Here is a 25592-nt window from a genome sequence, read left to right as displayed (position 1 = left end):
TGCTTTTTGTTTACCAATAGATACTTACAGGCCAACATCACTGGGGGAGTAACAATGATGAGCCGGCTACAGCCCAAACCTCTGGCTGCTGCTATCTGTGCTTCGGCACTTATACTGGGTGGGTGTACCTCTGACGATACCTCTACAGAGACTGCTTCAGGGCAAAACGATTGGGAAAACCATCAGGTTTTTGCCATTAATAAAGAAGCACCTCATACCACGTTATTTCCCTATGCCAGTTACCAGTCTGCTGTCGTCGGTAAGCAGAGTGAATCACCCTGGTTTCAGCCTTTAAATGGCACCTGGAAATTTCGCTTTGACAAACACCCGGATCAGCGCCCGTTAGATTTCTTTAATGACAGTTACGATGTGAGTAGTTGGGATGATATTCCAGTGCCTGGTAACTGGGAAATTGAAGGCAAGGATGAAGATGGGAACTATGGCAAATACGGTTATCCTGTCTATCTGGATGAACGCTTTCCCTTTGAGGCACAGTGGCCCAATACACCGAAGGATTATAACCCCACTGGCTCTTATCGTCGTGATTTTACCTTGCCTGATAACTGGGATGGCCGACAGGTCTTCATCCATATGGGAGGTGTACGCTCTGCCGCTTACCTCTGGATTAATGGGCAGAAAGTAGGCTATAGCCAGGGGGCGAAAACACCGGCTGAGTTTGATATCACGCCTTATGTTCGTCGTGGCAATAATACCGTTTCCCTTCAGGTGATTCGCTGGAGTGATGGCAGTTATCTGGAAAAGCAGGATATGTTGGATCTGGCTGGTATTGAGCGGGATATCTGGCTGTTTTCAACGCCGAAAGTCCATATACGGGATTTTAAGGTTAAAGCGGGCCTGACTAATAATTATCAGGATGGGGTGTTGAAACTGGATCTTGATCTGAAAAATTATTTGGATCAGGCATCAGGAGAGCATCAAATTGCTATTTCTTTGCTGGATGGTGACGAAGCCCTCATAACAGATAGTCAGACCATCAGTATTGATGGGCAAGAACGCACGGTCAGTTTTGCCAGCAAAACCCTTTCCGGCATTAAGCCCTGGTCTGCTGAATCCCCTAACCTCTACACATTGTTGATTGAGCTGAAAAACAAAAATGGCAATATGCTTGAGGTCTTAAAACAACAGGTGGGTTTCAGGGACGTGCACATTGAAGGGGGGCAGCTCAAGGTTAATGGCCAGGCGATAGCCATTAAAGGCGTTAACCGTCATGAAACCCATCCTGATCACGGTCATGTGGTTACTATGGCGGATATGATTCGTGATATCCAGATGATGAAACGCAACAATATTAATGCGGTGCGTTCCAGTCACTATCCCAATGATCCACGCTGGTATGAATTAACAGACCGCTATGGCCTGTATGTGATTGATGAGGCTAATATTGAGTCTCATCCACTGGCTATTAACCCGGATACCCAGATAGGTGATACAGAGTCCTGGATTCCTGCCCATCTTGATCGTACCCGAAGAATGTATGAGCGGGATAAAAACCATCCCTCCATCATTATCTGGTCACTGGGTAATGAGGCGGGTTATGGTCAGGTATTTGAAACGACCTACAAATGGCTGAAAGATAACGACGGTAGTCGTCCTGTGCAATACGAACCCGCTGGTTGGGATCATTACAGCGATATCTATGCCCCCATGTATCCTTCCTTTTCCCATATCCGCGACTTTATGGAAAAGGTGGATAATGAGCCAGAACTGGCCCGCCCCATGATCTTTATCGAGTATGCCCATGCCATGGGAAACTCTGTGGGTAACCTGAAGGATTATTGGGAGCTGATTGATTCCCATCCTATGACCCAGGGAGGCTTTATCTGGGACTGGGTAGATCAGGCGCAGCGTGGTTACAAATTGAATGAAAACAGTGAGCGGGTGGAATACTGGCAATATGGTCATGATTATGACCCGGATATGCAAACCGATGGTAATTTCCTGAATAATGGTCTGGTTGACCCGGACCGCACCCCTCATCCCCATCTACAGGAAGTAAAGAAGGTTTATCAGAACATTGAATTCAAGGCCTCTGAGGAAGCGTTAAAAGAAGGTCAGGTTACCATTACTAACCGCTTTATCTTTACTAACCTGGATCGCTACAACTTCTACTGGAATCTGGAGGAAGATGGGTGTTCTTTAGAAGAAAGGCAGATTACAGATATCTCTATTGAGCCTGGTGATAGTTCACTGGTTAACCTGTCATTGCCCAAGGTTGATCCCAAGCCAGGTGCTGAATATTTTGTGACCGTCAGGGCAGAGACCAAAGAAGCCCAACCTTTAACGCTCCCGGATCAGGCATTTGCCGGCAAAGCGGTGGGTTATGAACTGGATCAGCCGGAGCAGTTGCTACCAGCACACCATACCGTCGCCTGGGAACAGTTTAAACTGCCTGAAAGCTCTCCCGCTGACACCATACCGGTCAGTTCGCTGCCAGTCCTGAATATGGAGGATAATGGCTCCACTGTAATAGTTGGCAATGATCTGTTTGAAGTCAGGTTTGATCACCAGACCGGTAATATGACCCAGTTCACCGGTAATGGACTTTCCCTGCTGGAATCAGGCCTGAAGCCTAATTTCTGGCGTGCACCCACGGATAATGATCTGGGTAATGGTATGCAGGACTGGGCCAAGGTTTGGAAAACGGCATCAGACCCGCAAGAGGCGACACTGGTTTCCTTTAATGCAGAGCAGCTGGATAGTCATAGGGTGCGACTGGAGGTGGTGTACCGGTTACGAGCGGTTGAATCCACTCAAACTGTCCGTTACACCGTACTGGGTAATGGAGAGGTTCAGGTAACCAGCGAGTTCAGACAGGGAGAAAAAGATCTGTTTAAACTGCCTCGCCTTGGTATGCAAATGCAGATGCCTGCCGGTTTTGAAACCATCACCTGGCTGGGCAGAGGCCCTCATGAAAGTTATGCCGACCGCAAAACATCGGCAGCTGTGGGCTGGTATCAGGGAACGGTGTGGGATCAGATGCACAGATACCCGCGTCCTCAGGAAACGGCCAATAAAACCGATGTACGCTGGATGGCCCTGACCAATAAAGACAGTATTGGTCTTATGGCGATAGCTGAGGGTGATTTACTGTCTGCCAGCGCCTGGCATCTGGATATGGATGACCTTGATGTGGGTGAAACCAGTGATTCAGGATCCGGCCTGGTTCCGGTAACCGATAAGCATGGTGCTGACCTGGTGAAACGTGACCATGTTGTCTGGAACATTGACCATAAGCAGATGGGCGTCGGCGGGGATACCAGTTGGGGGCGGCCTGTGCACCCCGAGTATTCTATTCAGGCAGGCGACTACAAATACAGTTTCCGGTTAATTCCAGTGAATCTTAAAAAGGATAACCTGTTGATTAAAGCTAGAACAGTTATCGAATAATTGTATGATGAAGGATACCTGCGGGTATCCTTCATGGGAATAAGAAGGCCTGCTATTATTAGCCGCTTAATTTTAACGTTATTTTTATCAGAATCAGCTATAATATCCAAGATTCTCTATTCTGGATTGGCTTCTATTGTAAAAAATAGAACAAAAAAAATTAATGGTACTTCTTATGAAAACAGGTGTTTTCTTAATCCTGATTTTTAAGGTGTGTTGTGCTTTTGCTGATACATATCCTTTAATAGAAGCCATTCAGGAGAAAAAGGCTGTAGCTGATATCCGGGAATTACTTGATAAAGGTGCTGATGTTAATGCCATAGATATGGAGTTCCTGCGCCGAAGGAAGTCAGTGTTATGTTATGCCATTGACCGGGGTAAGGATTCTGAATCGCTTAAGATTATCAACTTGTTGATCAGCAGGGGGGCGGATGTCAATGGGGTAATATATAATCGAGTTGAAGGATCGTTTTATGGTTTTATGCCTTTGCTTACTTATGCTGTGATTTATTCATCACCGGAGGTTGTGAGGCTTATGCTGGATGCAGGAGCAGAGGGAAAAAAGCCTGTTGAAGCCAGTGACATGGATTTTAAAAAGAGTGCGCTGGAAGTTGCTAGGATGCTTGCACGCCCTGAAATTGTGAAAATGCTTAAAGATAAAGAAGCCTTGGAAAGAAAGTCAAAATAGAGCTAAATGAAAGATTACTCTTTTGCCTCCCCCCCCCTCTTATGGGAATACTAAATGACATCAACCAGTATTTCTAATTCAGGTGAGAATATCAGATATTGTGTAATTAGTTCACCTTTTATTGATTTTCGTTATATCTCGTTCACCTAATCGTACCTTTGTTTTTAGCACGATCGATAAAATATGTAGCATAAACTACATTCTAAATTTACAAACTGTATACATAGTTGATTTAAATCAAAATTTTTTGAACGTTTGTATAATAAGCTTTATATGTTTATTACATTTTTAGTCGAATTAGATCAGGCATCACTCTTCTCCAGGCTTTAAATCGCAGTATCTTTCGATAATTAAATCAATTTGGATGAATGAATGATAGCAATTCGTTTTTTGGCACTATTCTTAATGGCTGCCGGATTTTCAATTTCCGCGGCCTCAGCAAACACGCAGAATCAGAATGTTCGGGGGGATGATACCTATACCTATGTACGGTGTTGGTACCGTACTGGTTATTCCCACGATGATGCAAGGAGTGACTATAAATGGGCGAGGGACGTTAATGGCAAAGACTTTACCATACCAGGCCACTGGTGGGCTTCTGAAATAACCCAATGGAAAAACATGTTTTACACCGATGTCAGTCAAGAGGAAATAGCCCAGCGGTGTAAGGCTACCCTGGGTACAAACAATCCTGCTGCTGATATTCTTTTCTATGCTGCGGATAATCGTTTGTCGTTTAACCATACTATTTGGACCAACGATCAGAACAAAAACTCAGGTAAAATAAATAAGATCATCGCGTTGGGTGACAGTATTTCTGATACGGGTAATGTATTTAACGCGTTCCAGTGGCGCTTCCCCAACCCTGACAGCTGGTTCCTGGGACACTTTTCCAATGGACAGGTATGGAGCGAGTACCTGGCTAAGGATATGGGTGTACCTGTGTATAATTGGGCTGTAGGCGGTGCTGCTGGTAATAATCAATACTTGTTATTATCCGGTATTCAGGCACAAATTGATTCTTATAAGGAATACGTTGCCGTTGCAAAAAATTATAATCCTGAAGAGTCACTGGTTACCCTTGAGTTCGGCCTCAATGATTTTATGAATTACGACCGGACAGTGGAAGAGGTGAAAGCGGATTTTGCTGCCGCTTTGGTTCGGCTTGAGAGTCTGGGCATTAAAAACTTGATTACAATGAAGCTACCTGATGCCTCCAAAGCGCCACAGTTTAAATATGAAACTGCCGAAAAACGTAAAACCATTCGCTCTCGCATTATACAATTTAATGCCTTTGTTGAAGAGCAATACCAGTATTATCTGAAGCGTGGTATGAATATTCAGTTATTCGATGCTTTCTCACTGTTTGAACAATTAACCACTGATCCAAAACCCTTCGGTTTTGCCAATGCCAAAGACTCATGTATGGATATTAGTCGCAGTTCTTCTTTAGACTATGTGCTTTCCCATGGTTTAACAAATGAGTGCGCTGCTGTAGGATCAGACAAATATGTATTCTGGGGTGTAACACATCCGACAACGGCCGTTCATAAATATATGGCTGATCAAATTATGTCTGAAGCCAAGGGTAAGTTTAATTACTAAATTAAGTCACCCATGAACAAATATTAGGGAATGAAAGGTGTAAGGGAGCTAACCTGGATGAGCTCCCTTTTTAATGATCATCGCCTCAGATCTGTATTAAACTCAGTTGGGCAATAGCCCCGCGTTCATCCACTACTAATAGCTGATTTTCTCCTTTCCAAAGCTTTTCAAGCTTCAGTCGGTTATTACCATGGAAGATATGTTTTCCATTGAGATACCAGTTAACGTTGCCACTGGCACCTTCAACCAATAGATTGATGGCCAGAGGCTGATTAGCCGGAGTGTGAAAAATCTGTCCATTCTCGGCACCTAAAATTCTAAGATTATGCTCTTCTATCGGTTTGATCAGGCAGTTGTTGTCATAGACAGGCATTCTTGTAGACTGTCGATATTGCCTGGGTAGCCAGCTTTCCAGCGCAAGGGGCCATAGGGTGATGGTTTTACTGGTTATCTTGTTGGTGGAACAACTTCTGTTAACCCGCAGGCCATTATCCATATTAATTAAAACCCGGTGCTCTGGCTTAAAAAACAGCCGGCCATTTTCAGGTAATAATGTCCTGGGAGTGACTCCTTTTTTAGTCCAGGCCAGCCGCTGTTCATCACAGGCTGTGTGGACACTGTCTTGAGAGCGACCATCGGGCCAACAGATCAGGCTCTGTTTTACCCCCGCAGGTTTGGGAATAACTGCCGAGTCAGGATCAACCCGCTCAAAGGCAGTAAATAATAACGGGCCTGCAACGGAAGCCCCCATTTTTTTCCGCATAGGCATACTATCGGGTCGTCCAAGCCAGACACCAATGGTGTAGTCCCGGGTGACACCAATGGCCCAGACATCACGATGGTCATAGGAGGTTCCTGATTTCCAGGCAATCTTTGGGCGCAGCTCTTTGGATAGACCGAAGTTATAACCGGATGGAACACTGAGCCCCTGAAGGGTTTTACAGGTTATCCAGGCAGCCTCTTTACTTAATAAGCGCCGCTGCTGCTGTTTTTTCCGGCTTTCTGTCACAGTTAATGTATGGACATAGCCATCCCGGGCCAGGGCGCTATACAAGCTGACCAGTCGCTCCAGTGAACTTCCGGCACCACCGAGAATAACCGCTGCACTGGCATTGCCATCCGGAATTTGCAGAGGTTGCAACACATGGGCCAGCCTATTGGTAAAGCGCTGCTCACCGTAGGCTTCAATAAGCTGAACGAAGGGAATATTAAGTGAGCGTTGCAGTGCCTCAGAAATACTCACAGCCCCTGAAAATCCCCGGGAAAAATTACCGGGCCGATATTGTCGGGTGATTCTGGGCACGTCGGCCATCAGGGATTCAGAATGAATAAGGTTGTCGTCTATTGCCAGACCGTAAAGAAACGGTTTAAGCGTTGAGCCGGGAGAGCGAATAGCTGTAACCATATCCACCTGGCCTGACCGGGAGTTATCCAGAAAATCTGAAGAGCCTATATAGGCTTTGATGCTGTTGCTGCTATTTTCAACCACCAGAATGGCTGCTGAAATACCTTCACCCTGTGAACGAGCGTAGTTTTTTGCATATTCTTCCAGGGGCTTTTGAATTTTCCGGGTAATGGTGGTTTTAATCACCCGTTGGGCTGGCAGTATTTGAGCCAGACGACGGGAAAGAATGGGGGCAACCATTGGCGGTTCCAGTTCCCAGGCGGCAATACTTTCCTGTTTGGCATTTTTAATCTCCTGCGGGGTCCAGACCTGATAACTTTGTAGCCTGTCCAGCACTTTATCCCTGGCAACCCTGGCTTTCTCCGGATAACGGTCAGGCCTCAGTCTTGAAGGTGCCTGTGGTAAAACAGCAAGCAGGGCTGCTTCTGACCGCCGCAGTTCACTGGCAGGTTTCTGGAAGTATTGGTAGCTGGCTGCCTGAACCCCCTCAATAGTGCCGCCAAAAGGGGCATAGTTAAGATAAAGCGCAAGAATCTCTTTCTTGCTAAGGGAGTGTTCCAGTTGTAATGCCCGAAATATCTGGCTGAATTTGCCTGTCAATGTTCGTGTATGGGGATGTAGTATTCGTGCCACCTGCATGGTCAGGGTTGATCCCCCTGAGATGACTTCCCCGGATGAAAACCACTGCCAGCTGGCGCGAATTAAGCTTAAGGGGTTGACCCCGAAGTGTTGATAAAAGAACCGGTCTTCGTAGTTAAGCAGGGCTTCAATATACCAGGGAGAGACCTGCCCTGTGCTCACCTGATAGCGCCAGATACCTTCTTTGTCCGCAAAGGCACGCAGTGGAAACCCCTCTGAGTCTAGTACCACGGTAGAAAAGCTGGCATGGCTATCCGGTAACTGCAAAGGAAATAGCTTATTGGCTGTCAGGAAAGCAATAATGCTGACCAGTGCAGTCAGCATTATTGCTTTGAACCAGAACTTGAAATCAAACAAGGCGCTTACTTCGCTATTTTCAATTTGCCGGAAGCATTGCTGATGCCATGGATTTCTGGTGTATACATGGATTCAACCATCGCTGGTGGTGCCTGATACTCGCCAGGGTTAACGGCCCGTGAGATAAAAAACAGGACTTGCTCACTATTTTTATATAGATTAAGAGCAGCAACGTAACGATCATCGCGGTACTCTTGATATTCGACGCTAGCCTTTTGGATAACAGGTTCATTATCAATACGAATGTCTGACAGTTTGAGGGCACTGTCCAGGTTTTGATTTTCCAGCTCAAGGCCTGCGGGAACCAGACTCACCAGTAGAGCATCGGGTATCCGCTGATTAGCCATCACCTTGACCCGGGTAAGGACAATGTCGCCCATATTGAGTTGTTTAAGCTGACCCATTTCAATGGCCTTACCGTTTTTTACCTGGTAATGATTGATATGTACCTTAATTCCCTGATCAACCTCAGCTGGCAGGCTTGCAGGAATTCCTGTTGCAGCAAACGAGGCAAATACGGGTGTTGTAGAGTGGTTGGTAAAGCTGATTACTTTATCGGTGCCGATGCCTTTCAGGTTTTTGATAAAAGTACCGGTTTCTTTGAGTTGCTGTTTTTCATTGGCAACACTAAGTTCTCCTTGCCACTGCATACTCTCTGTCCGCTGTTCAATGGCAACGGCCAGACGGAACAGTGCACTGCGCTCCTGGGGGCTTAGATATTTTTTCTGCTGCAGCTTAGTGTGGAGTGAGACTAACTGGTTAAGCGCCTGTTTTTTTAGGATGTCGGCTTCCAATAGATAGCTGATGGCCAAAGTCTGGTCTCTGATTGCTGAGCCATAGTCACCAAGATAGAGCCCTTGCTTGCGTTTTACCTTCAGGGCATCCGCTATCAGTTGCTCACCCTCGGCCTTACTGCCGGTATTTATCATGGCCAGGCCAAGATGGATGCCGGGCAAGGGTGATAAGCTTTCCCTTAGCTCTCTTTCGGCAATATCCCGCACTGGTCCCAGGGTTATCTTACCTTCTTTGGCTAACAGGTAAGCGGCATAGGCCTTATAAGCCAGTTGATAATGGGATGGGGATTGAGACCAGTACCTGACAATTAGTGGGGATCGCTGGGTAACATAATACTTAAGTCGTTTTATTGCAGACTCCAGAAGCGGGTCTGGAACATTGTAGCCAGCCTTTTTTAAGGAGAATAACAACTCAGTACCATAGGCCGTTAACCAGTGATCTTCATCGGCAGAGCGTAACCAAAGGCCAAAGCCTCCGGAAACCTGTTGTAGTTCACTGAGACGATCCAAAGCGGCCTGAACCCGGCTATTGATTTTTTCTTTATCCATCTCAATACCTGCCATTTGAACAGTATCCGCTGTTGCCAGTACGGCAATAGGCATTGACTGACTGATGGTCTGTTCCAGGCAGGTGTAGGGATAGTCAGTAAGGTAGCGCCAGTTTTCAGCGGCCTGCAGGTGAGGCAGGTTACTGATCCGCAGTTGTCTGTTAACGGAATCTGGCTTAAGGCCGGAAATCAACGTATCACTGAATGTCAGTGTTTCATCTTTATGGAGTATGGTGCTTTTGCTCTGGTAGCGGGCAGGGGTGGCATTGCGAACCCCCAAGGTCCATTCTTTTGACAGTGTTTCGTTATCCAGGGCAATGGTGGCAGTGATTCTGCCCGGGCCAGCAGGTTCCAGTGCTTTTACATTAAAATAGAAGACCTCCCTTTGCCCCTGCTGAAGGTGAAAGGTGGCTTTAGAGGCTTTAGCCATGGGGTTAGCAAGGGAATTCGCTTTGGATCTGGCATCAATAACCAAAGGTCCGCTGGCATTGATGGCAATATTTACATCCCGGGTTTTACCGCTCATATTCATCAGGTCGATGGCCAGGGTTGCCCTGTCACCGGATGCCAGAAAACGGGGGGCAGAGAGTTGGGCAACAACCGGAGAGGTCACCTTAACCACCTGGTTATCAATCCCGAACTGATCTCCGGAAAAACCCACGGCAGTGAGTTTTAACTCACCGTCAAACTCCGGCAAATCAAGGGGGATATCAGCACTGCCAGCAGTTACTTGCACCAGACCGCTGAACAGGCTGATGATATTCACTTCAGTTCTGGGTTTATCGCCCCCCCGGGTTAAATCCGCATCGCCACCCCAGCGAAGTTTGGCGTTGTCCGCCAGCTTGTATTCGAGGATGTCATCAAACATATCGGATAGACGGGCACTGTATTTGCGCTGGCTGTAAAAATAATCATATGGATTCACGATTTTGTAGCCAGTGATACTTAATACGCCGGAATCCACTGCACTTAATGTGACCCAGGCATCGCCAGAGACTGGACTGCCTTTACTGTCAAGCAGGTGGATTTTGGTATTAACCTGTTGCCCGGGTCGCCACTGTTCCGGCGCATCTATTGTGATATCCAGCTTCCGGTCAGTCCGGTCTAATGGTAAAGGAATAATACCGAAGCTGCGTTTAGCCACTTTTTCCGTGTTTTCAGTGGGGGCCACTACAAATGCACTGACATATAAATCATGTCGTTCAATGGAGTCAGGAATGGGGATTTCAACTTCCGCCTGATGTTCTTTAAGCTGAACCTGCCGGGTATACAGTACCTGGTCGGCTTCAAGCATAACCAGAGCCATACCTTCTGTGGGTGCGGCAATACGGAGAATGGCCGTATCTCCTGCCTTATAGGCTTTTTTATTAAGGGCCAGGTTCACCTTATCAGGGCGAATATGGTCTTTATTCTCATTCCAGGCGGAATACCAGTCTTCACCGGCAAAGAACGGGTAAACGGTTTTGCCACCGGATTGAAGGTCGGTAATTTCCAGGCGATAACGACCCCATTCTACGGGCAGGTTCAGGGATACGGGTTCACGGGTGGTAAAGTGGGTATCCTGGCTAACGGCCAGGTATTCATTTTCAACCCGTTCATAGTGCCAGCCCCTGGCTTTGGTATAGGTCCAGAAATACTTTTCTTCTTCTCGATAGAGTTCTATTTTTGCCTCACCCTCCGGGACAATAGCACCCTTGTCATCAGTACGCAGCAGTGAAAAACGTGCCTGGGTGTCATTGTCAGCCCGATTATTCTGAAACAGGGGCTTTATGCCAACAAAGGTTTGCTTTGGCCATAGCAGGACATCATAAAAACGGTTAATGGCACGACCGCCGGTTTCATAGAGGCTGTATTGCAAGCTGATTTTGGCGGGCACCTGCCAGTGGCTCAGGCTGAACTCTTCCGGTAGTCTGGTTGCTATATATCCTTTATGGTCAAGGTTGGCTGCTTCCAATTCGGCATTATCAAGCGCTGTCATGGCGGGATTGCCAAATATGTAGCCTTGCAACGATTCAAAAGGCGATGGCCAGGCTTTGACCCGCACGCTGGTATCTAACCGGTTGCCGGCAGCAGGGGCACCATAAAGATATTCTCCCAGTACCTTAATATTGAGATCACTGCCTTTAGTGATGCTTGTGAGGTCATTGGTATCAGGAATGCCCGGATTAAAGGTTAAGCGCAGGCGCTCCGGTAAAAATTCTTCAACCTTGAAATTAAACAGGGTTCTTACAGTATTATTTCCGGGATTGGATACCTCCGCCTGCCAGGAACCTACCGGGGCATTTGAGGGAATGGTAAAAGCCAGCTCATGATAGCCATTGGCTTTAGCCTCAACCAGCCAGTGATTATAAAGGCTGCCATCAGGCTTTCTGATCTCGATTTTGACCGGGCCTGTTACAGGCTGTCCATCCTGGTTGCGCTTTAGAGTACTCAGGGTGATGTTTTCGCCAGGGCGGTATATATCCCGGGATGACCAGGTCAGTAATTCTTCTGCCCGGGAGGGGCGTCCACCCACATTAAAATCTGCCAGGTCAAAGGTGGGAGCATGATAACGAAGAATAGTAACCTGCTTGCCTTTTCTGGCCATAATCAGCCTGGGGCTGTTTTTTAGCTGTTCCGGTTTAAAAGTCCAGCTGCCCTGTTTATCGGTTTCACCTTCTGCCCAGACTTTAGATTGATAGTCCATAACCGCTATATCAACCCCGGACAGTAGCTTGCCGCTGGTAATATCCTGAGTGATGACCCGGGTGTGATCCTGATATTTTCTTAATTGCAGGCCGATGGCTGATACGGTAAACCAGGTTTTGGCATCGAACTCAAAAGCCCCGGGCTTTGCCAGCGTCACAAAATAAACGCCGGGTTCTGTTAGCTTGCCCGGTTTATTAAGATCCACCAGTACCCGGTTGCGGGCATTTTTTTCTGATCCGGTAATAATGCGGGCGCTGTATTGGTGTTCAAGGTAATCTTCAAGATAGCGATTACCGTAATAACCATAATCATCAAAAAATTGGGCTACCTTGTTATCTTTCACCCGGTAAAGATTAAGGTCTGCTTCAGGTACGTTGATAGCCGTGACTGGCAGGGATTCTGTATGACCCGGCACCATCACCATGCCTTCACTGTCGAAGGATACCACGGGACTAATGGCACGGGCCGTGATGGTCTTTTTAAATTCCTGTTGTAACACTTTGCCATTCGCTGCCTTAATGCCCCTGTCAATATTCAGGGTATAGGCGACATCAGGCTCAATACCTGTGTAGTAAAGCCTGCGGCCATCTTTACCAAGAACCGGCTCAGTCAGGGAAGGGGATACCCGGATATAGTGGGCAAAGTTCTGGTCTGGCGCTATAGGGGTGCTAAAGGCGATGGCCAGTGCATTGACTTTGCCATACTCCCTTTCAGAAATATCCTGTACCGTTAACGCCATGTTGTTATCGCTTTTTGCCGGAGAAGCATGCTCCTGAGCCTGTTGCGCTTCCTGACTTTTGCCCTGTCCTGTTGCGGATTCTTCGTGTTCCTGACTACAGCCGGTAAGCAATCCTGTCAGAAAGAGTATAAACAACAGAGCTGCCCGGGCCACCACAGGGCGCTTGGAAGTGGGGGATGTGGAACAGGCTGTGGTCATGGCAAGGTTCTCAGGCATCTTTTCCTTCTTGGCGGTCACGGTAAAAGGGTGTTAGAAATGATAGCTTTGTTTCCGCAATAATCACTGCCACAAAGATCAAGGTTGCACCCATTACCATTTGCACAGTCAGTTTTTCACTGAGAAGCATAACGGCAAATAAGCTTCCAAACAGGGCTTCGGAACAAAGAATAATGGCAGTTTTGGTGGAGGTACTGTATTTCTGGCAAATTGTTTGTAGCAGAAAACAAATCAAGGTGCTGAATACGGCCAGATAAAGAACCGAACCGGCAGCTTTTATACTGATAGTTTCAGGGGGGCTTTCCAGAACCCAAGAGCCTGCCGTGGAAAATAGTCCTGCAAACCCAAGCTGTAACAGGGTTAATAAAGCAGGGTCATGTTTCCGGGTGTAATGGCCTATGGCTACAATATGACAGGCAAACAGAAAGGCGCAACCAAGGGTTAACAGATCGCCTTTATTCACAGCATTGACACCATCAAGGGAGAGAAGCGCTATTCCTGCCAGTGTTATAAAGCAGGCGCTGAATGAAAACAGATCAGGGCGCTGTCGGCTCAGTATCCAATATAAAAAAGGCACTATGACAACATTTACCGCTGTAATAAAAGCATTATTTGAAACAGACGTATAGAGTAGCCCCAGGGTTTGCAGTGCAAAAGCGGCAAACAGAAGAAAACCCGACACCAGGCCGGCAATAAGCATCTCTTTGGTTATGGCTCTTAGCTTTTTATTGAGAATAAGAGCCAGTAAGGCAAATGCGATGATAAAACGAACAGCGAGCAAATAAAGCGGCGGCAGGCTACCATCCAAAGCCCAGCTAATAGCGATATACCCTGTACCCCAGATAATGGCTACTAAAGCCAGGCCGATATCGGCCTGAACAGCCCTTTTCATAATACCCCCTCTGATTATTTTAGCGTTTCTGTGTCTTTGAAGTATGCAATGCCTGGGGCAGGATTTGCCCTGAAGTCACTCATGTAGTGAAGCGTTAAGGAGCATGTTGTCTCTATTCTTTCCGGACTTGTCGAATGGGGACAAATGCTCTTCAATACTTTGTTAAGCCCATAATCCAGTTTGTCCTGGCGTTTGGCTGTACCGGGATTTCAGGCAGGCCACCAACCAAGCCTGCCATTTTACTACCCTGTTCTAAATATATCAGCCTGGATTTTTTTGAAATATCCGGGTTGACATGGATGCCCATGATTATTGAGCAAGCATTGATTGGTCATAAGTCCATGTTTGCCAGCATTCTCGATGCCATCGATACTGTTCGGATTGCACCTCTTGATGGTGCAATGTTAAAAAAATAGCTCCACTTTTGTGTCCTGAAACATCAACAAATTTTGCTATTTCTTTTTGAGAAGCGGGCCCTTTGGGAATAATATTCATTTCCTCTGTCATCAGCTGATAATATTTAGGGGTGGCTTCATAGCTGCTTTGGCTTCTTTTTGTAAAGTATACAATCGCCAGTTTCGAGCAGGGAAGGACAGTAGCATGACAAAAATGTCTCCTGGTTTGATGGAACCATTGAATAGGTTTCAATTCTTGTTTTATTTCAGTTGATGGAGCCATGTCGGGATCAAAAAAATAAAAACCTATTTTTCCATGATCATGCTCTATATACCATTTGCCATCAGGGCTAAAACAGGCATTATCCATGTCTTTCATAGGGCTGTTTCTCACTATATCAGCAACGTGTGTTATTGTGTTTTTTGAACGATCAATAAACCAGAGAAGGCTGTTATGGTGAGGGCTATAGGAACTAAAATAATTTTTGTATACGGGATTAAAAACTACACCTGTGACTGCCGGTTTTTCTTCTGTAGTAACCGCGGGTGATACAGGTGTTGATTTTTGAGTTATTTCTTGAAGTTGCGATTTTTCATCTATGTCGAATAACCAAATTGAACCAGCGCTGGTAACGGCTATTGTTTTTCCATCGGGGGATAGGGTGAGGGTGTCAATCTCACTGAAACGATGAGCACAAGTGGGCTTTATAGTCTTGCTACCTTCGGGCCAGTGGTAACATAGCAAAAGATTGTCATAAGAAAAAAATAGGGATCGGTGAGCACTTTCCGGATGGGGAGTTGTTATGAGAAATGCATAGCTATCTCTATTCTTATACGATTTGTCATCATCGCTATCGCTATCGCTATCGCTATCGTAACATTGGAAAGTACCAGCATAAGGAGTCATCTTACCTTCAAGGTGAAAAGGCTGTTCATGTGGAGGGGATAAGTCAATATCCACACAAGCAATCTCTACAACTTTTCCATCCATTATTTTAAGCTGCTGAAATTTTTGTTGTTTTTTATAGAATATAAACAAGCTGGATTTGGTTTTGATTAGCTTATCGTCATTGGAAATTTTAAATGGTGTTTTATATTCTACTGTTTTTTCTTCTTCCCCTTCTAATCCATCTAATCCATCTGATCCATCTGATCCATCTGATCCATCTGATCCATCTGATCCATCTGCTCTATCTGATCCATCTGCTCTATCTGATCTATCTGATTTATCTGATTTATCTGATTTATCTGCTTTTTCTTCTTGCTCTCTATATTCAGGTGGAAAAATACGACTGAATCTAATAGTTGAGTTTGCAGTACCTTTTTGATGAGTAGTTTTCCATGAGGGGGTATACGAATCATTGCGGTCTATATCTTTTATTCTCCATTCGTCATTGAATATTGCGAGCTGGTGTCGGCAGAAAAAAAAGCCATATTCATATGCTTTTTTAAAGGTTTCGGGTCTAGATATATGATGTTTTTCAAAGCCTGCATTGGTTATAGAGTGAATCATTATGGTTAAAATAAAAAAAAGATTGAGAGCAACTGTTTTTTTAATTTTTTTTTGTGAGGGTTTGCGATAAATATTCATATTGGTTATACTCTTTTACTGTTTGATTTTGGAAGAAAAATAGGATTGCTTTAGTTGTTACTGATTGATCACTGGGTTCTGGTAACTCCATGTTTTCCACTCACTTTGTTTAGGTGCTACTGTGGTTTTTCTAGTCTTATCATTTGATCTTTTCTTTGTTAAAAATAATATTTCACTATGATGGCCTGAAAGATCAATCATTCTTTCTTGTTTTTTGCCAATTGAATTGAATTTTCCTGGAGTGACTTCGCCTGTTTCTGGGCTTAAGAGATAATATTTTGGGGAGAGTTCTTCAAGTTTTTTATTGTCGTATTGACCAGTTTTTTTTTCTTTAAAATAAATAATTACACGATCTGAATCAGGTCGAAAAGTGGCATGGCAAAAATTTCTTTGTTTCTGTTGAAAAAAAACTTCATTTACCAGTTTAACCGTTTCCTGTCCAGACAAAGGGTCTGGGATTGAATCAAAGTAATAAAAGTTAATGGTCTTTTTACCGTGGTAGACATACCATTTTCCATCAGGGCTAAAATAAGCGGTGGTTAGTTTTTCTACATCAGCTGTATAGTGACTGTGTTTTTTTACCCTTTTGACTGCCATAAGATCACCAAGGTGCTTTATTGACTTTGTTGTGCGATCAATAAACCATATGCGGCTCCATTGATCAGATTCACTCACTGGGTTGCACTCACATCTATGCTGGGAAACAAAGCAGTCTTGTTTGACGGGATTAAAAACTATACCCATGATCACTGATTCATGGCATTTTTCGCATGATGATATTTGTGTGGCATCTCTAACTGCTTCCTTGAGCTTTGAGTTTGTGTCTATATCAAATAGCCATATCAGATTTTTATCTGTAACGGCAACTGTTGTGCCATCCGGGGATAGTGTTAATGTTCTGATTTTTTCAAACTGATGAGTGCAGGTGGGTTTTATAGTGTTACTGGCCTTACTCCAATGATAACATGATAGGAAATTGTCAAAGGAGATAAGTATGGGGCGGTGATGACCATCACGATGAGGGGGAGGGGCTAGAAATGCGTAGCGAAATGCATCAAATTCAGGAGTTATACATTTTTCGCTATCCTCATCACTGTCATAAGTTTGCATTGTTTCAGTAAAAATGTTCATTCTTGGGTGAAAAGATATGTCTCGTGCGGGATCTAAGTCAACGATTGTTTGAGTGACTTCTATATTTCCACCCTCAAACATTTCGAGTTGCTGAAGAGTGTTTTGTTTACAATAAAATATAAATAAACTATTTCCCTGTGCAACGATTTTGTCTTGCCCCCCCAGGCGGAAGGGAGTTTTATGGTTAACTTTTAGTGGTTGTTCGCAGGGTCTATCTTTATCTTGATGTTCATATGTTGATGAACGCGACCCATCTGAATCATTTTCAGGGTTAGATGGGTTTTCCTCTATGGATAATTGATCAAGTGCAGCAACAGCCCCTTTATCTTCGTGGGGTTCCTGTTCCCGTGTAAGTAAAGCAATATGAGTAAATTCAATAGTTGAATGGGATTTATCTGAATATGATGAAGGTTGTTTTATATAGCTTACTATCCATTCATTATTAAACAAAGTTTTTTTATGCCTGCAGAGATTGTTTTTAGAATCGTTATCAGCACAGGAATAGAAGTGGAAACTTTCCGGTAAGTCTAGTTCTACATCCCAAGGGATAGCTTTAGTGCAGAAGAGTATTAAAATGATAGCTAAAGTGAAGAACGCTATTTTTTTTAAGATATGGTTTAGGCTTTGAGCTAAAAAATGAAAGATACTAGATGGCGCTATTAGTTTATTGGTAGCCATATTGAATCCTCTTTTAGGATGTGAGTAGAATAAATGTAATGTTTTCAAGTTGGTTTTTTTGCTATTGGTTGTGGTGGAAAATGAATGATCTTGGGGTGTAATTTGGATGAAAATCTGTAGGTTTTATATCTTGACTGAGTATGAGGATGCAGAGGTAATGAAGCCAGATTATAGTATTATTTTGGAATAATTTTTTTGTTTTTTAATTTTAAGTTATTATAAAAAATATTTACTTTATGTTTTTTAAAAATAGAAACAGTGTATTAGTTTATATGCCATGTAGTACCATGCTACAAAAGATAGGGGGAATAGAAATCCATGCTATTCCAGCTATTCCCGTGACATCAATTAAATCACTGCAACAGCAAGGCTTACAGTAAATTCCAAATGGAGTGATTTCGCACAAAATAACGTCTACTTTTGATAGGGATACTTTATCAATGGCTGTCTCTCATGGCTTATCCATTCCAAAAAAGTCGTAAGCATCTTTGTGCAAACAGTTTAATTACTACGATTTCTGAAAGTTATGAGCAAATTCCAGATGTCCGACCAAACAAGGATTCCAGAAAAATAACAATACATGATGCCTCCATGTCCGCTTTTGCCATGATGCATCTCAAGTACCCATCGCTCCTCTCGTTTGAGCGTGATAAAACAGAGCAAGAAGTAAGGCATAACCTTGAGCACCTGTATCAGATAAAAAAACGTGCTCCCTGTGATACCAGTATGCGGGAAATCCTGGATCCAATAGATCCCGTAGAGTTCAAAAAGCCTTTTAAGACATTGCTGTCTAACGTCCAAAGGGGCGGATTACTGAAGGCATTCGAATTTCACTGCGGGAACTTGAAAAATCACTACTTGCTCCCGATCGATGGAACTGGGCTATTTTACTCCTGCAATAATAAAAAACCTTGTCAGGAGTGCTGTACTAAAAATAAGGGAAAGGCCAACGAAGCTCACTACCACCAGTTAATGGCAGCATGCATTGCTCACCCGGATCAAAAAACAGTCTTGCCATTGGCACCGGAAGCCATAGTTTGCCAGGACGGTTCGACCAAAAATGACTGTGAAAAAAATGCCATTAAACGGTTGTTTGCCACCATACGAGAGCATCACCCACGTCTAAAGTTCGTTATTCTTCTGGACAGTCTTTATGCTGACAACCCCACTGTCCAACTGATTAAGAGTTATGGCTGGCATTACATCATTGTCGCGAAAGATGGCAACCATGCCTCGCTGGTTGAAGCGATGGATGAGCTGGATAAAGAAGGAAAAGTTCACCGTGCTGAAAAAGTTAATGAAGAGACTGGAATTAAGTGGTGGTTTCGCTATGCCAATGACGTCAGGCTGAACAAGGCAAAATATGCAGAACAGGTTAATGTGCTTGATTTTGTCGAAACCGATAAAAAAGGTAAACAGCATATCTGGTGCTGGGTGACTGATATTCCGCTTAACGAAGAAACCATAGAACCCGTCATGAAAGGAGGGCGCTGCCGATGGCATATTGAGAACCAGACGTTTAACACCCTGAAAAATCAAGGCTACGATCTCGAACATAACTACGGTCACGGTGAGAAGCACTTAGCCACAAATCTGGCCTATCTGACGATGCTTGCTTTTCTCGTAGATCAAATACAGGAACTGTGCTGTCCCCAGTTTCAGGAAGCTTTAAGAACCCGCTCAAAAGGAGTCCGTATAGCATTATGGAAATGGATACAGGGCTATTTTTTGCATTGGCTGATAAAAACGTGGGAGGGGCTTTTTTACACAGTAACTCATGGTATTGAAGAGAAAAGGGTGATTCCATTCGATACATCATAACCGGCCATATCGTAGCTACGTTCAGGGGTGACATTTTTTCTTTAAAGCTCCGCTTTGTTAATTGGCGGCTCAGTTTTGATCGGCTTCATTATTTTTGCTGCCTTATTGTCAATACCAACGATCATCGACGTTCATCATGCGGGAATAGCTGGGAAAGAGCCCATAGCCTTTTATTGAGCAATCGTGGCTTTACCCTTGAGCAAATTGCCGAAATACTTGAAATTAGATATCAAACTGCTTCTCAGTGGATTGATGATTGGGAAGAATATGGTATTCGTGCCTTGTACAAGGGGCATGGTGGCGGTAGGCCGTGCATATATGACGAATCCGAAGTGCAACGCATAAAAGAATTAGTGGCTGAAGAGCCTCGTCGCTTATCGTATGTCAAATCCAAGATCGAGGATGAAACCGGTAAATCTTCATCAAAAATTACTCTGGCAAACATTGTAAAAAAGCAGGGCTGGTTTACAAAAGACTCCGTAAATCATGCAAACATAAACGGGACGAAGAGCAATTCCATGACTGTAAAACTGCTCTGAAAGATGCCCAGGAAGCCGAGAGCAAAGGGTTAATCAATTTATTTTATTTTGATGAGTCCGGCTTTACCCAGGAACCTTGTGTGCCATACGGTTGGCAGGAAAAAGGAAAGCAGCTCAGAATACCATCAGTCAAAAGTAAACGCATCAACGTACTGGGGTTTATGAACCGAAGCTGTGAGCTATTTCATTATCCTGTTGTGGGTTCAGTGAATAGCGATACGGTGATTGCGGCCTTTGATGACTTTGCAGAGAAAATGGCAGATGAAAAATACAGCTCAAATGATCGTTACACGGTAGTTATGGTGGATAATGCCAGCATTCACACCAGCAAAAAGTTTTGTGCCAGAATTGATGACTGGATGATTGAAAAGAAATTGCTGGTCTGCTTTCTGCCAACATATTCACCTGAGCTCAACCTGATTGAAATCCTGTGGAGGAAAATAAAGTATGAATGGCTCAACCTCTTGTCAATCAAGAGCTTTGCGGAATTTGAAAAAGAAGTTGAACGGGTGCTTTTTTCATTTGGAGAGGAGTATATGATCTCATTTTCTAATACTGTCCGACTGGATGGTTAAATTATTCGAAAGCAATCTATACACTACTTATCTCATTCAGCTGTAGATTGTATAAATATAAATGACGGGAAGCAGTTGTTTGTATTTTTAACGAATTTCAGTCATGCCACAGGATATTACAAATACAGAAAAGACTTGGATGCAAGAGCATTTCCTACTGTTTGTCAAACTATAGAAATCTCCTCCCCAACCCCAGCAGATGATACGTGGGACATTGGTATTGTTTTTCTGCAACTGGTTATGCCTGAAGGTTATGAACTTTCCTCCAGTTTTAGTGGGGATATTATGCAGAAGCTCAGTGAACAGTATGTGTACAGTCATCCTGCGGATATTCTCACCTATTTCCTTTGCTGGCAACCGCTTTATCCATCCTTGAACTTCAAGTATATCTCTTTATACCAATATGCATTTGGTGATGCTCACCGCCTATTTAAGGGTAGTGAAACTAAACATTGCCTTAGTCGAAGAGGTTTTGAATTTATGTGTAAAATGTTTGAGACAGATAGGGATAGACGGCTATGGCCTTCACAGTTATTAAAAGAATCCTATCTAAAAAAAACTGTAAAAGACCTTAAAAAGTTGAAAGCCGCAACTAAGGAGAAAGAACGGAAAAAAACACTTGGGGTTGTCAGGGATGATAGTACTAATAAGCTGATTATCAGGAAGTTAGATTAAAATCACATTGGATTATTTGTTAATAGAGCAAAGTATGGAGGGATATCCATATAGAGTGAAAATATGAATCACTACCGATAGAATAATGGACTATGCTATGGCTCGGTTAATACAGCTTTGCTTGTTTAAGAAACAAGGTGAGAGAATCTGATTTAAAATTTTTGATGGGTTGGGGTGTAGATGCTGCGCTGTATTTTCAAAATGATTATTATATTAATAAATTCGTTGTTATTAATAAATGAGGTTTATGCAGGGTGGTCTGATACAGGCTTGAAAAATCTGTATGTTATCGTAAAGCCTGGCTGTCAACAGGGTGGGGAATCCATTCATTTACAGTTTAGGGATTATGAGGGTTTGACTGTAAAGCTCGACTTTAGAGTTACCAAAGAACAATAGTACGATTTTCATCTGAAATCGGTTAATAGCAACCATCTCCAAACAAAATACAAAGATGGTTGCTATGCTCACTTCAGATCATAAAGAGATCCTCCGGGAGCTTGCCTTATATACAACGTTTCTTGCTTCAGCGCTATCCCCAACAGCAGTACCTACGTTCTGCGAACTTCTTTTTGGCTGCATGCTATCCGGGCAAGGCTTTGTCACTCAGGCGCTGTTATCTATTAATAACTTTCAATGCGTATGGAGCAGTTACCACCATTGGCTCTCTCAAGGCAAGTGGCGGTGGAGGAGCCTCGCATGCCGGCTCATTCAGCTGGTATGCTCAAAAGTACCACGGGGTGAACTTATCAACATTGGTCTTGATGATTGGGTGGTGGAGCGTTTTTCTGACAAGGCTCCCGCTTGCCGAACCCATCACCAGCACAGTAAAAAAAGGAACCGGCCAACGTATATCTGGGGACAATGCTGGGTATCCCTGGCTGTTGTATTTGAGCGGGCTAAAGATGAAGTATTTACTGCCATCCCTGTGCTTTCCTTTCCATCTCCTGCTTCAGGCAATGCCAGTAAGCTAAAAATCGCTGTTGCCATGCTAAAAGTAGTGAGGCAAGAGGTGAAGGTGCAAGGACTGCGCTTGCTGACAGACTGTTGGTATATGAACTGGACGCTAATGCAACCCGTTCTGGAAATGGGCTATGAAGTAGTAGGGCAAATCCCGTTAAACCGGGCATTGTATGCCTTACCGTTGGAGTCCACTGCAAAAAAACGTGGGCGACCCAAAAAGTATGGCATCAAAATGACGCCCCCGGAAGTGGAGAAGCTACCGGAATATCAAACAACCGTAAGAATATACGGCAGATTTCGAAAGATACGTTATCGCACCCGGGTATGTCGGGCTCGCTTCCTGAAAGGCCGCAAGGTTCGGGTTGTCTGGGGTCGGTTTGAAAATGATAAAGGACTGACAGAAAGCCGTATATTCATTGCAACCAATACTGGACTTGAAGGTATAGACATCCTTCGTATTTATGCGAAAAGATGGCCGGTTGAACCCATGTTTCAGCAAATTAAACATTCATTTGGTTGCCGCCAGTTATGGCAGCAAAAGCTGAGAACTCTGTTGCGGTGGATGCATCTGAAGATGGCTGGATACGCATTATTGCAACTGTTGACCGTCTGTAAAAATCAAGCAAGCGTGGGCATTTCAAGGATTCCTTGGCGGGATCAGGATACAACCACCGCTGGCATGCTAAGATTTGCACTCGCAGGAATTATCCCCAGATTACCTATTCGTGAGGGCTGGAACCGATATAGCCAAAAATATGAGTTCAATTTTAATAGTTTGACTGACGGAATAGTCAAAGAAAAGAAAAAAGCGGCATAAATAGCGGCAACAACGCAATAATCAAGAATAATACCGAATCTGAAAAAACGTTTGGATGTATTTTTGCACACAATTTTTAAAATATAACCAAACGTTCATGTCATACTAACTCTAAAGTTAAGCTGTAAAGTATAAGAATAAAATAATAGAGATTGGAAATATAGCCAAGCTTAAAGCTTTTACAACTATTCAAAATAAAGCTAAAAGGGATCCTCAGGTATTAGCTATTCCTTATATTTTTCTTCACCCTTATAAAAGGCTTAAATATGAGTTTAATAAAATTTTCGCTTCTGTAATGGCTGGTATTGTGGTCTTTTTTTTCAGGATTAATGAGCATGGGGTTGAGCAAGATTTACAGGGTTGGTTAGAGGATTTTTGGGTTTCATCCCCCTGGAACCTAGGAGACTCTATGGTTCTTCCGGTGTTTCGCCTGAGTTCATGGACGGAAGGAAAGGTATACCTTCGTCAGTGTCAGACTGGTGAAGTCCAGCTTCAATTATCTGATGGCTCTTCTCATGCTGCTGATGAGTATACGATTTCGATGTCTGTACGCGAGCCAGAAAGGAAAAGAAATGAGAACTCTGGCTCTTCCTATGACTCTGGAGTGTCCTCAACGGGTTGGGAGCCTGAGCCATAGTGGGTTGAATATCGCGATAAGCGTAGAGAATGATGGTGGGGTATTGCTGCTTTGGTTCTGGAGTGGTAGGATACGCGCCGTCTTCAGGGATGAGCTTCAAGCGTCGTTCAGTTGCTTTCCTTAATGACTATCGGGGTATAGCGCAGTCTGGTAGCGCGCCTGCTTTGGGAGCAGGATGTCGGGAGTTCGAATCTCTCTACCCCGACCACTTTTAGTTTGACCGTTTATTTCGGGGTATAGCGCAGTCTGGTAGCGCGCCTGCTTTGGGAGCAGGATGTCGGGAGTTCGAATCTCTCTACCCCGACCACTTTTAGTTTGACAATTTATTTCGGGGTATAGCGCAGTCTGGTAGCGCGCCTGCTTTGGGAGCAGGATGTCGGGAGTTCGAATCTCTCTACCCCGACCAATTTCATAGGCTCAATGTTCGCATTGGGCTTTTTTTATATATGTAAAATTGCACAGAGTATAAGTGTATAGACTTATAAGGGAGGTGCGTGTATCTTGCATTGAAGCATTTGTGTCAACAATAAAAATTTATAATAAGAAAATAGACGGAAAAATATGTTTGATTTATTCCCTCGTTCAAATCCTTCTCTACCTCAAAATGATAGTTCCCATCAACGAAGAGAGCGTGCCCGGCAAATTGCCAAAGAGCAGAAAGAATATCAGTGGGATGATAATAAACCCAATGTAAAAGGGGTGCCGATGGCGCTTGATGTGCCATCAGAATCAAAACCAACAATAGAGTGGACATTGACTGTTGGTGAGGCGGGGGCAGAAGTTGCCAAGAATCTTTTAGCTAATTTGGATCTTGAGGACGAGCTGGGTCATATTAATGAAGATCTGGCGTCTGCCAGGGAGGCGCTGGCTAGTGTTACTGCGGGTCGCGAAAAGTCTCTGATAAAATCCTTGAAAGATCTGATTGATGAATTGGTGGAGACTCAGGAGCAACACATTAAGGAAAGGCTTCGGGAACTGAAGGCTGAAGATGGGCTGGATGCCTATAAAAATCTATTTAAAACCTTGCCTGTGCCGGATATAGCATCAACATTTCAGAGTGATGAATGCTTTGCCCGCTTGCGGGTAGCTGGTCCTAACCCAATGCTTCTTTCCCGGATCAATCAGTTGCCAGCTAACTTTCCTGTTTCTAGGGAGGGCTATCAACAGGTGATGGGAGGTGATGATTTGCAGAGTGCTTTAGAGGCAAACCGTGTTTATCTGCTGGATTATCAGGAACTCTCTTTATTGGCAGAGCATCCGGGGAGCAGTGATAAGCAGGTATTTGCGCCACTGGCATTATTTGCCCTGACAGAGGCGCGGGATGAACTGAAGCCAGTTGCTATCCAGTGTGGTCAGACCTCCGAATTCAAAGTGGCTTATGCCGTAGTGGATCAGCGAGATGAGGGCTACTGGGAATGGCAAGTATCAAAGACTATAGTTCAGATGTCCGAAGGCAATTACCACGAACTATTTGTGCATCTGGCGAGAACTCATCTGTTGATAGAGGCATTTACGGTTGCAACCCATCGCCATCTTGCAGAAAAGCATCCGTTAAATATTCTGCTGATGCCGCATTTTGAAGGTACCCTGAGTATTAATGCCAGTGCTGCCGGAAGTCTTATTGCCGAGGGTGGCCCTATTGATAATATATTTGCAGCTGAGATTAAATACACTCAGCAAGCGGCAGGGGAAGACCGTCTTGGCTATGATTTTTATGCCAGTATGTTGCCAAATGATTTAGCCCGGATATTTCATAAATAAAGGCAAGTTCCGTCCAATCTGTTGGTACGATTG

At 44.2% G+C, this 25592-nt stretch carries 15 protein-coding genes and 3 tRNA genes; 12 read left to right on the top strand and 6 right to left on the bottom strand.

Annotated features, from left to right (window positions below):
* Nucleotides 1-54: 54 nt before the first annotated feature.
* The 3 genes from MJ595_RS22915 (at nt 55) to MJ595_RS22905 (ending at nt 5701) form a co-directional block, all read left to right on the top strand.
* Nucleotides 55-3408 carry a DUF4981 domain-containing protein gene (locus MJ595_RS22915; RefSeq protein ID WP_263080440.1) on the top strand — a complete coding sequence of 1118 codons (3354 nt, stop codon included), beginning with the start codon at nt 55-57 and terminating at the stop codon, nt 3406-3408.
* 175 nt (nt 3409-3583) lie between these two features.
* Nucleotides 3584-4096, top strand: coding sequence for a hypothetical protein (locus MJ595_RS22910; protein ID WP_263080438.1), 513 nt, complete (start codon nt 3584-3586; stop codon nt 4094-4096).
* Nucleotides 4097-4501: 405 nt separating this feature from the next.
* A complete protein-coding gene (locus tag MJ595_RS22905; protein WP_263080436.1) occupies nt 4502-5701 on the top strand; it encodes an SGNH/GDSL hydrolase family protein in 1200 nt (399 codons plus the stop codon).
* 85 nt (nt 5702-5786) lie between these two features.
* On the opposite strand, the gene pbpC is transcribed toward MJ595_RS22905, so the two are convergent.
* The 5 genes from pbpC to MJ595_RS22880 all read right to left on the bottom strand — a co-directional run bounded on the left by pbpC (nt 5787) and on the right by MJ595_RS22880 (nt 17774).
* Nucleotides 5787-8102: a penicillin-binding protein 1C gene (gene pbpC / locus MJ595_RS22900; RefSeq protein WP_263080435.1), complete on the bottom strand. Its 2316-nt coding sequence runs from the start codon at nt 8100-8102 to the stop codon at nt 5787-5789.
* A 5-nt stretch (nt 8103-8107) separates the two neighbouring features.
* Nucleotides 8108-13087 carry an alpha-2-macroglobulin family protein gene (locus tag MJ595_RS22895; RefSeq protein WP_263080434.1) on the bottom strand — a complete coding sequence of 1660 codons (4980 nt, stop codon included), beginning with the start codon at nt 13085-13087 and terminating at the stop codon, nt 8108-8110.
* Nucleotides 13080-13979, bottom strand: a complete 900-nt coding sequence (locus MJ595_RS22890) for a DMT family transporter (RefSeq protein ID WP_263080433.1) — start codon at nt 13977-13979, stop codon at nt 13080-13082. The genes MJ595_RS22895 and MJ595_RS22890 overlap by 8 nt, the downstream gene beginning before the upstream one ends.
* Nucleotides 13980-14288: 309 nt before the next feature.
* Complete coding sequence (locus MJ595_RS22885; protein ID WP_263080432.1) at nt 14289-15965, bottom strand: hypothetical protein; 1677 nt, start codon at nt 15963-15965, stop codon at nt 14289-14291.
* Between the two features lie 57 nt (nt 15966-16022).
* Nucleotides 16023-17774 (bottom strand): hypothetical protein, encoded by a 1752-nt coding sequence (locus MJ595_RS22880; RefSeq protein WP_263080431.1) that lies wholly within the window; start codon nt 17772-17774, stop codon nt 16023-16025.
* Nucleotides 17775-18227: 453 nt separating this feature from the next.
* On the opposite strand from MJ595_RS22880, the gene MJ595_RS22875 reads away from it, so the two are divergent.
* The 5 genes from MJ595_RS22875 (at nt 18228) to MJ595_RS22855 (ending at nt 23161) form a co-directional block, all read left to right on the top strand.
* The gene (locus MJ595_RS22875) at nt 18228-19595 is read left to right on the top strand and encodes a transposase (protein ID WP_263078002.1); all 1368 of its coding nucleotides are present in this window, start codon (nt 18228-18230) and stop codon (nt 19593-19595) included.
* Nucleotides 19596-19699: 104 nt separating this feature from the next.
* Nucleotides 19700-20134, top strand: coding sequence for a helix-turn-helix domain-containing protein (locus MJ595_RS22870; protein WP_263322572.1), 435 nt, complete (start codon nt 19700-19702; stop codon nt 20132-20134).
* Nucleotides 20056-20709, top strand: a complete 654-nt coding sequence (locus MJ595_RS22865) for an IS630 family transposase (RefSeq protein WP_263322427.1) — start codon at nt 20056-20058, stop codon at nt 20707-20709. The genes MJ595_RS22870 and MJ595_RS22865 overlap by 79 nt, the downstream gene beginning before the upstream one ends.
* Before the next feature lie 75 nt (nt 20710-20784).
* Nucleotides 20785-21384, top strand: coding sequence for a hypothetical protein (locus MJ595_RS22860; RefSeq protein WP_263080430.1), 600 nt, complete (start codon nt 20785-20787; stop codon nt 21382-21384).
* A gap of 451 nt (nt 21385-21835) precedes the next feature.
* Nucleotides 21836-23161: a transposase gene (locus MJ595_RS22855; protein ID WP_263078492.1), complete on the top strand. Its 1326-nt coding sequence runs from the start codon at nt 21836-21838 to the stop codon at nt 23159-23161.
* Nucleotides 23162-23568: 407 nt separating this feature from the next.
* Here MJ595_RS22855 and MJ595_RS22850 read toward each other — a convergent pair whose 3' ends face one another.
* Nucleotides 23569-23898 carry a hypothetical protein gene (locus MJ595_RS22850; protein ID WP_263080429.1) on the bottom strand — a complete coding sequence of 110 codons (330 nt, stop codon included), beginning with the start codon at nt 23896-23898 and terminating at the stop codon, nt 23569-23571.
* A gap of 31 nt (nt 23899-23929) precedes the next feature.
* Between MJ595_RS22850 and MJ595_RS22845 the strand changes: the two genes are divergently transcribed.
* The 4 genes from MJ595_RS22845 to MJ595_RS22830 all read left to right on the top strand — a co-directional run bounded on the left by MJ595_RS22845 (nt 23930) and on the right by MJ595_RS22830 (nt 25559).
* Nucleotides 23930-24006, top strand: a tRNA-Pro gene (locus MJ595_RS22845).
* Nucleotides 24007-24028: 22 nt separating this feature from the next.
* Nucleotides 24029-24105 (top strand) — tRNA-Pro (locus MJ595_RS22840).
* Nucleotides 24106-24127: 22 nt separating this feature from the next.
* Nucleotides 24128-24204: transfer RNA gene (locus MJ595_RS22835), tRNA-Pro, on the top strand.
* Between the two features lie 155 nt (nt 24205-24359).
* Nucleotides 24360-25559 (top strand): hypothetical protein, encoded by a 1200-nt coding sequence (locus MJ595_RS22830; RefSeq protein ID WP_263080428.1) that lies wholly within the window; start codon nt 24360-24362, stop codon nt 25557-25559.
* Nucleotides 25560-25592 lie beyond the last annotated feature (33 nt).

This window comes from Endozoicomonas sp. Mp262, from assembly GCF_025643335.1.
Classification (GTDB): Bacteria; Pseudomonadota; Gammaproteobacteria; order Pseudomonadales; family Endozoicomonadaceae; genus Endonucleibacter.
The sequence above is the reverse complement of the archived record's forward strand: the minus strand, read 5'-3'. Positions and strand labels throughout refer to the sequence as shown.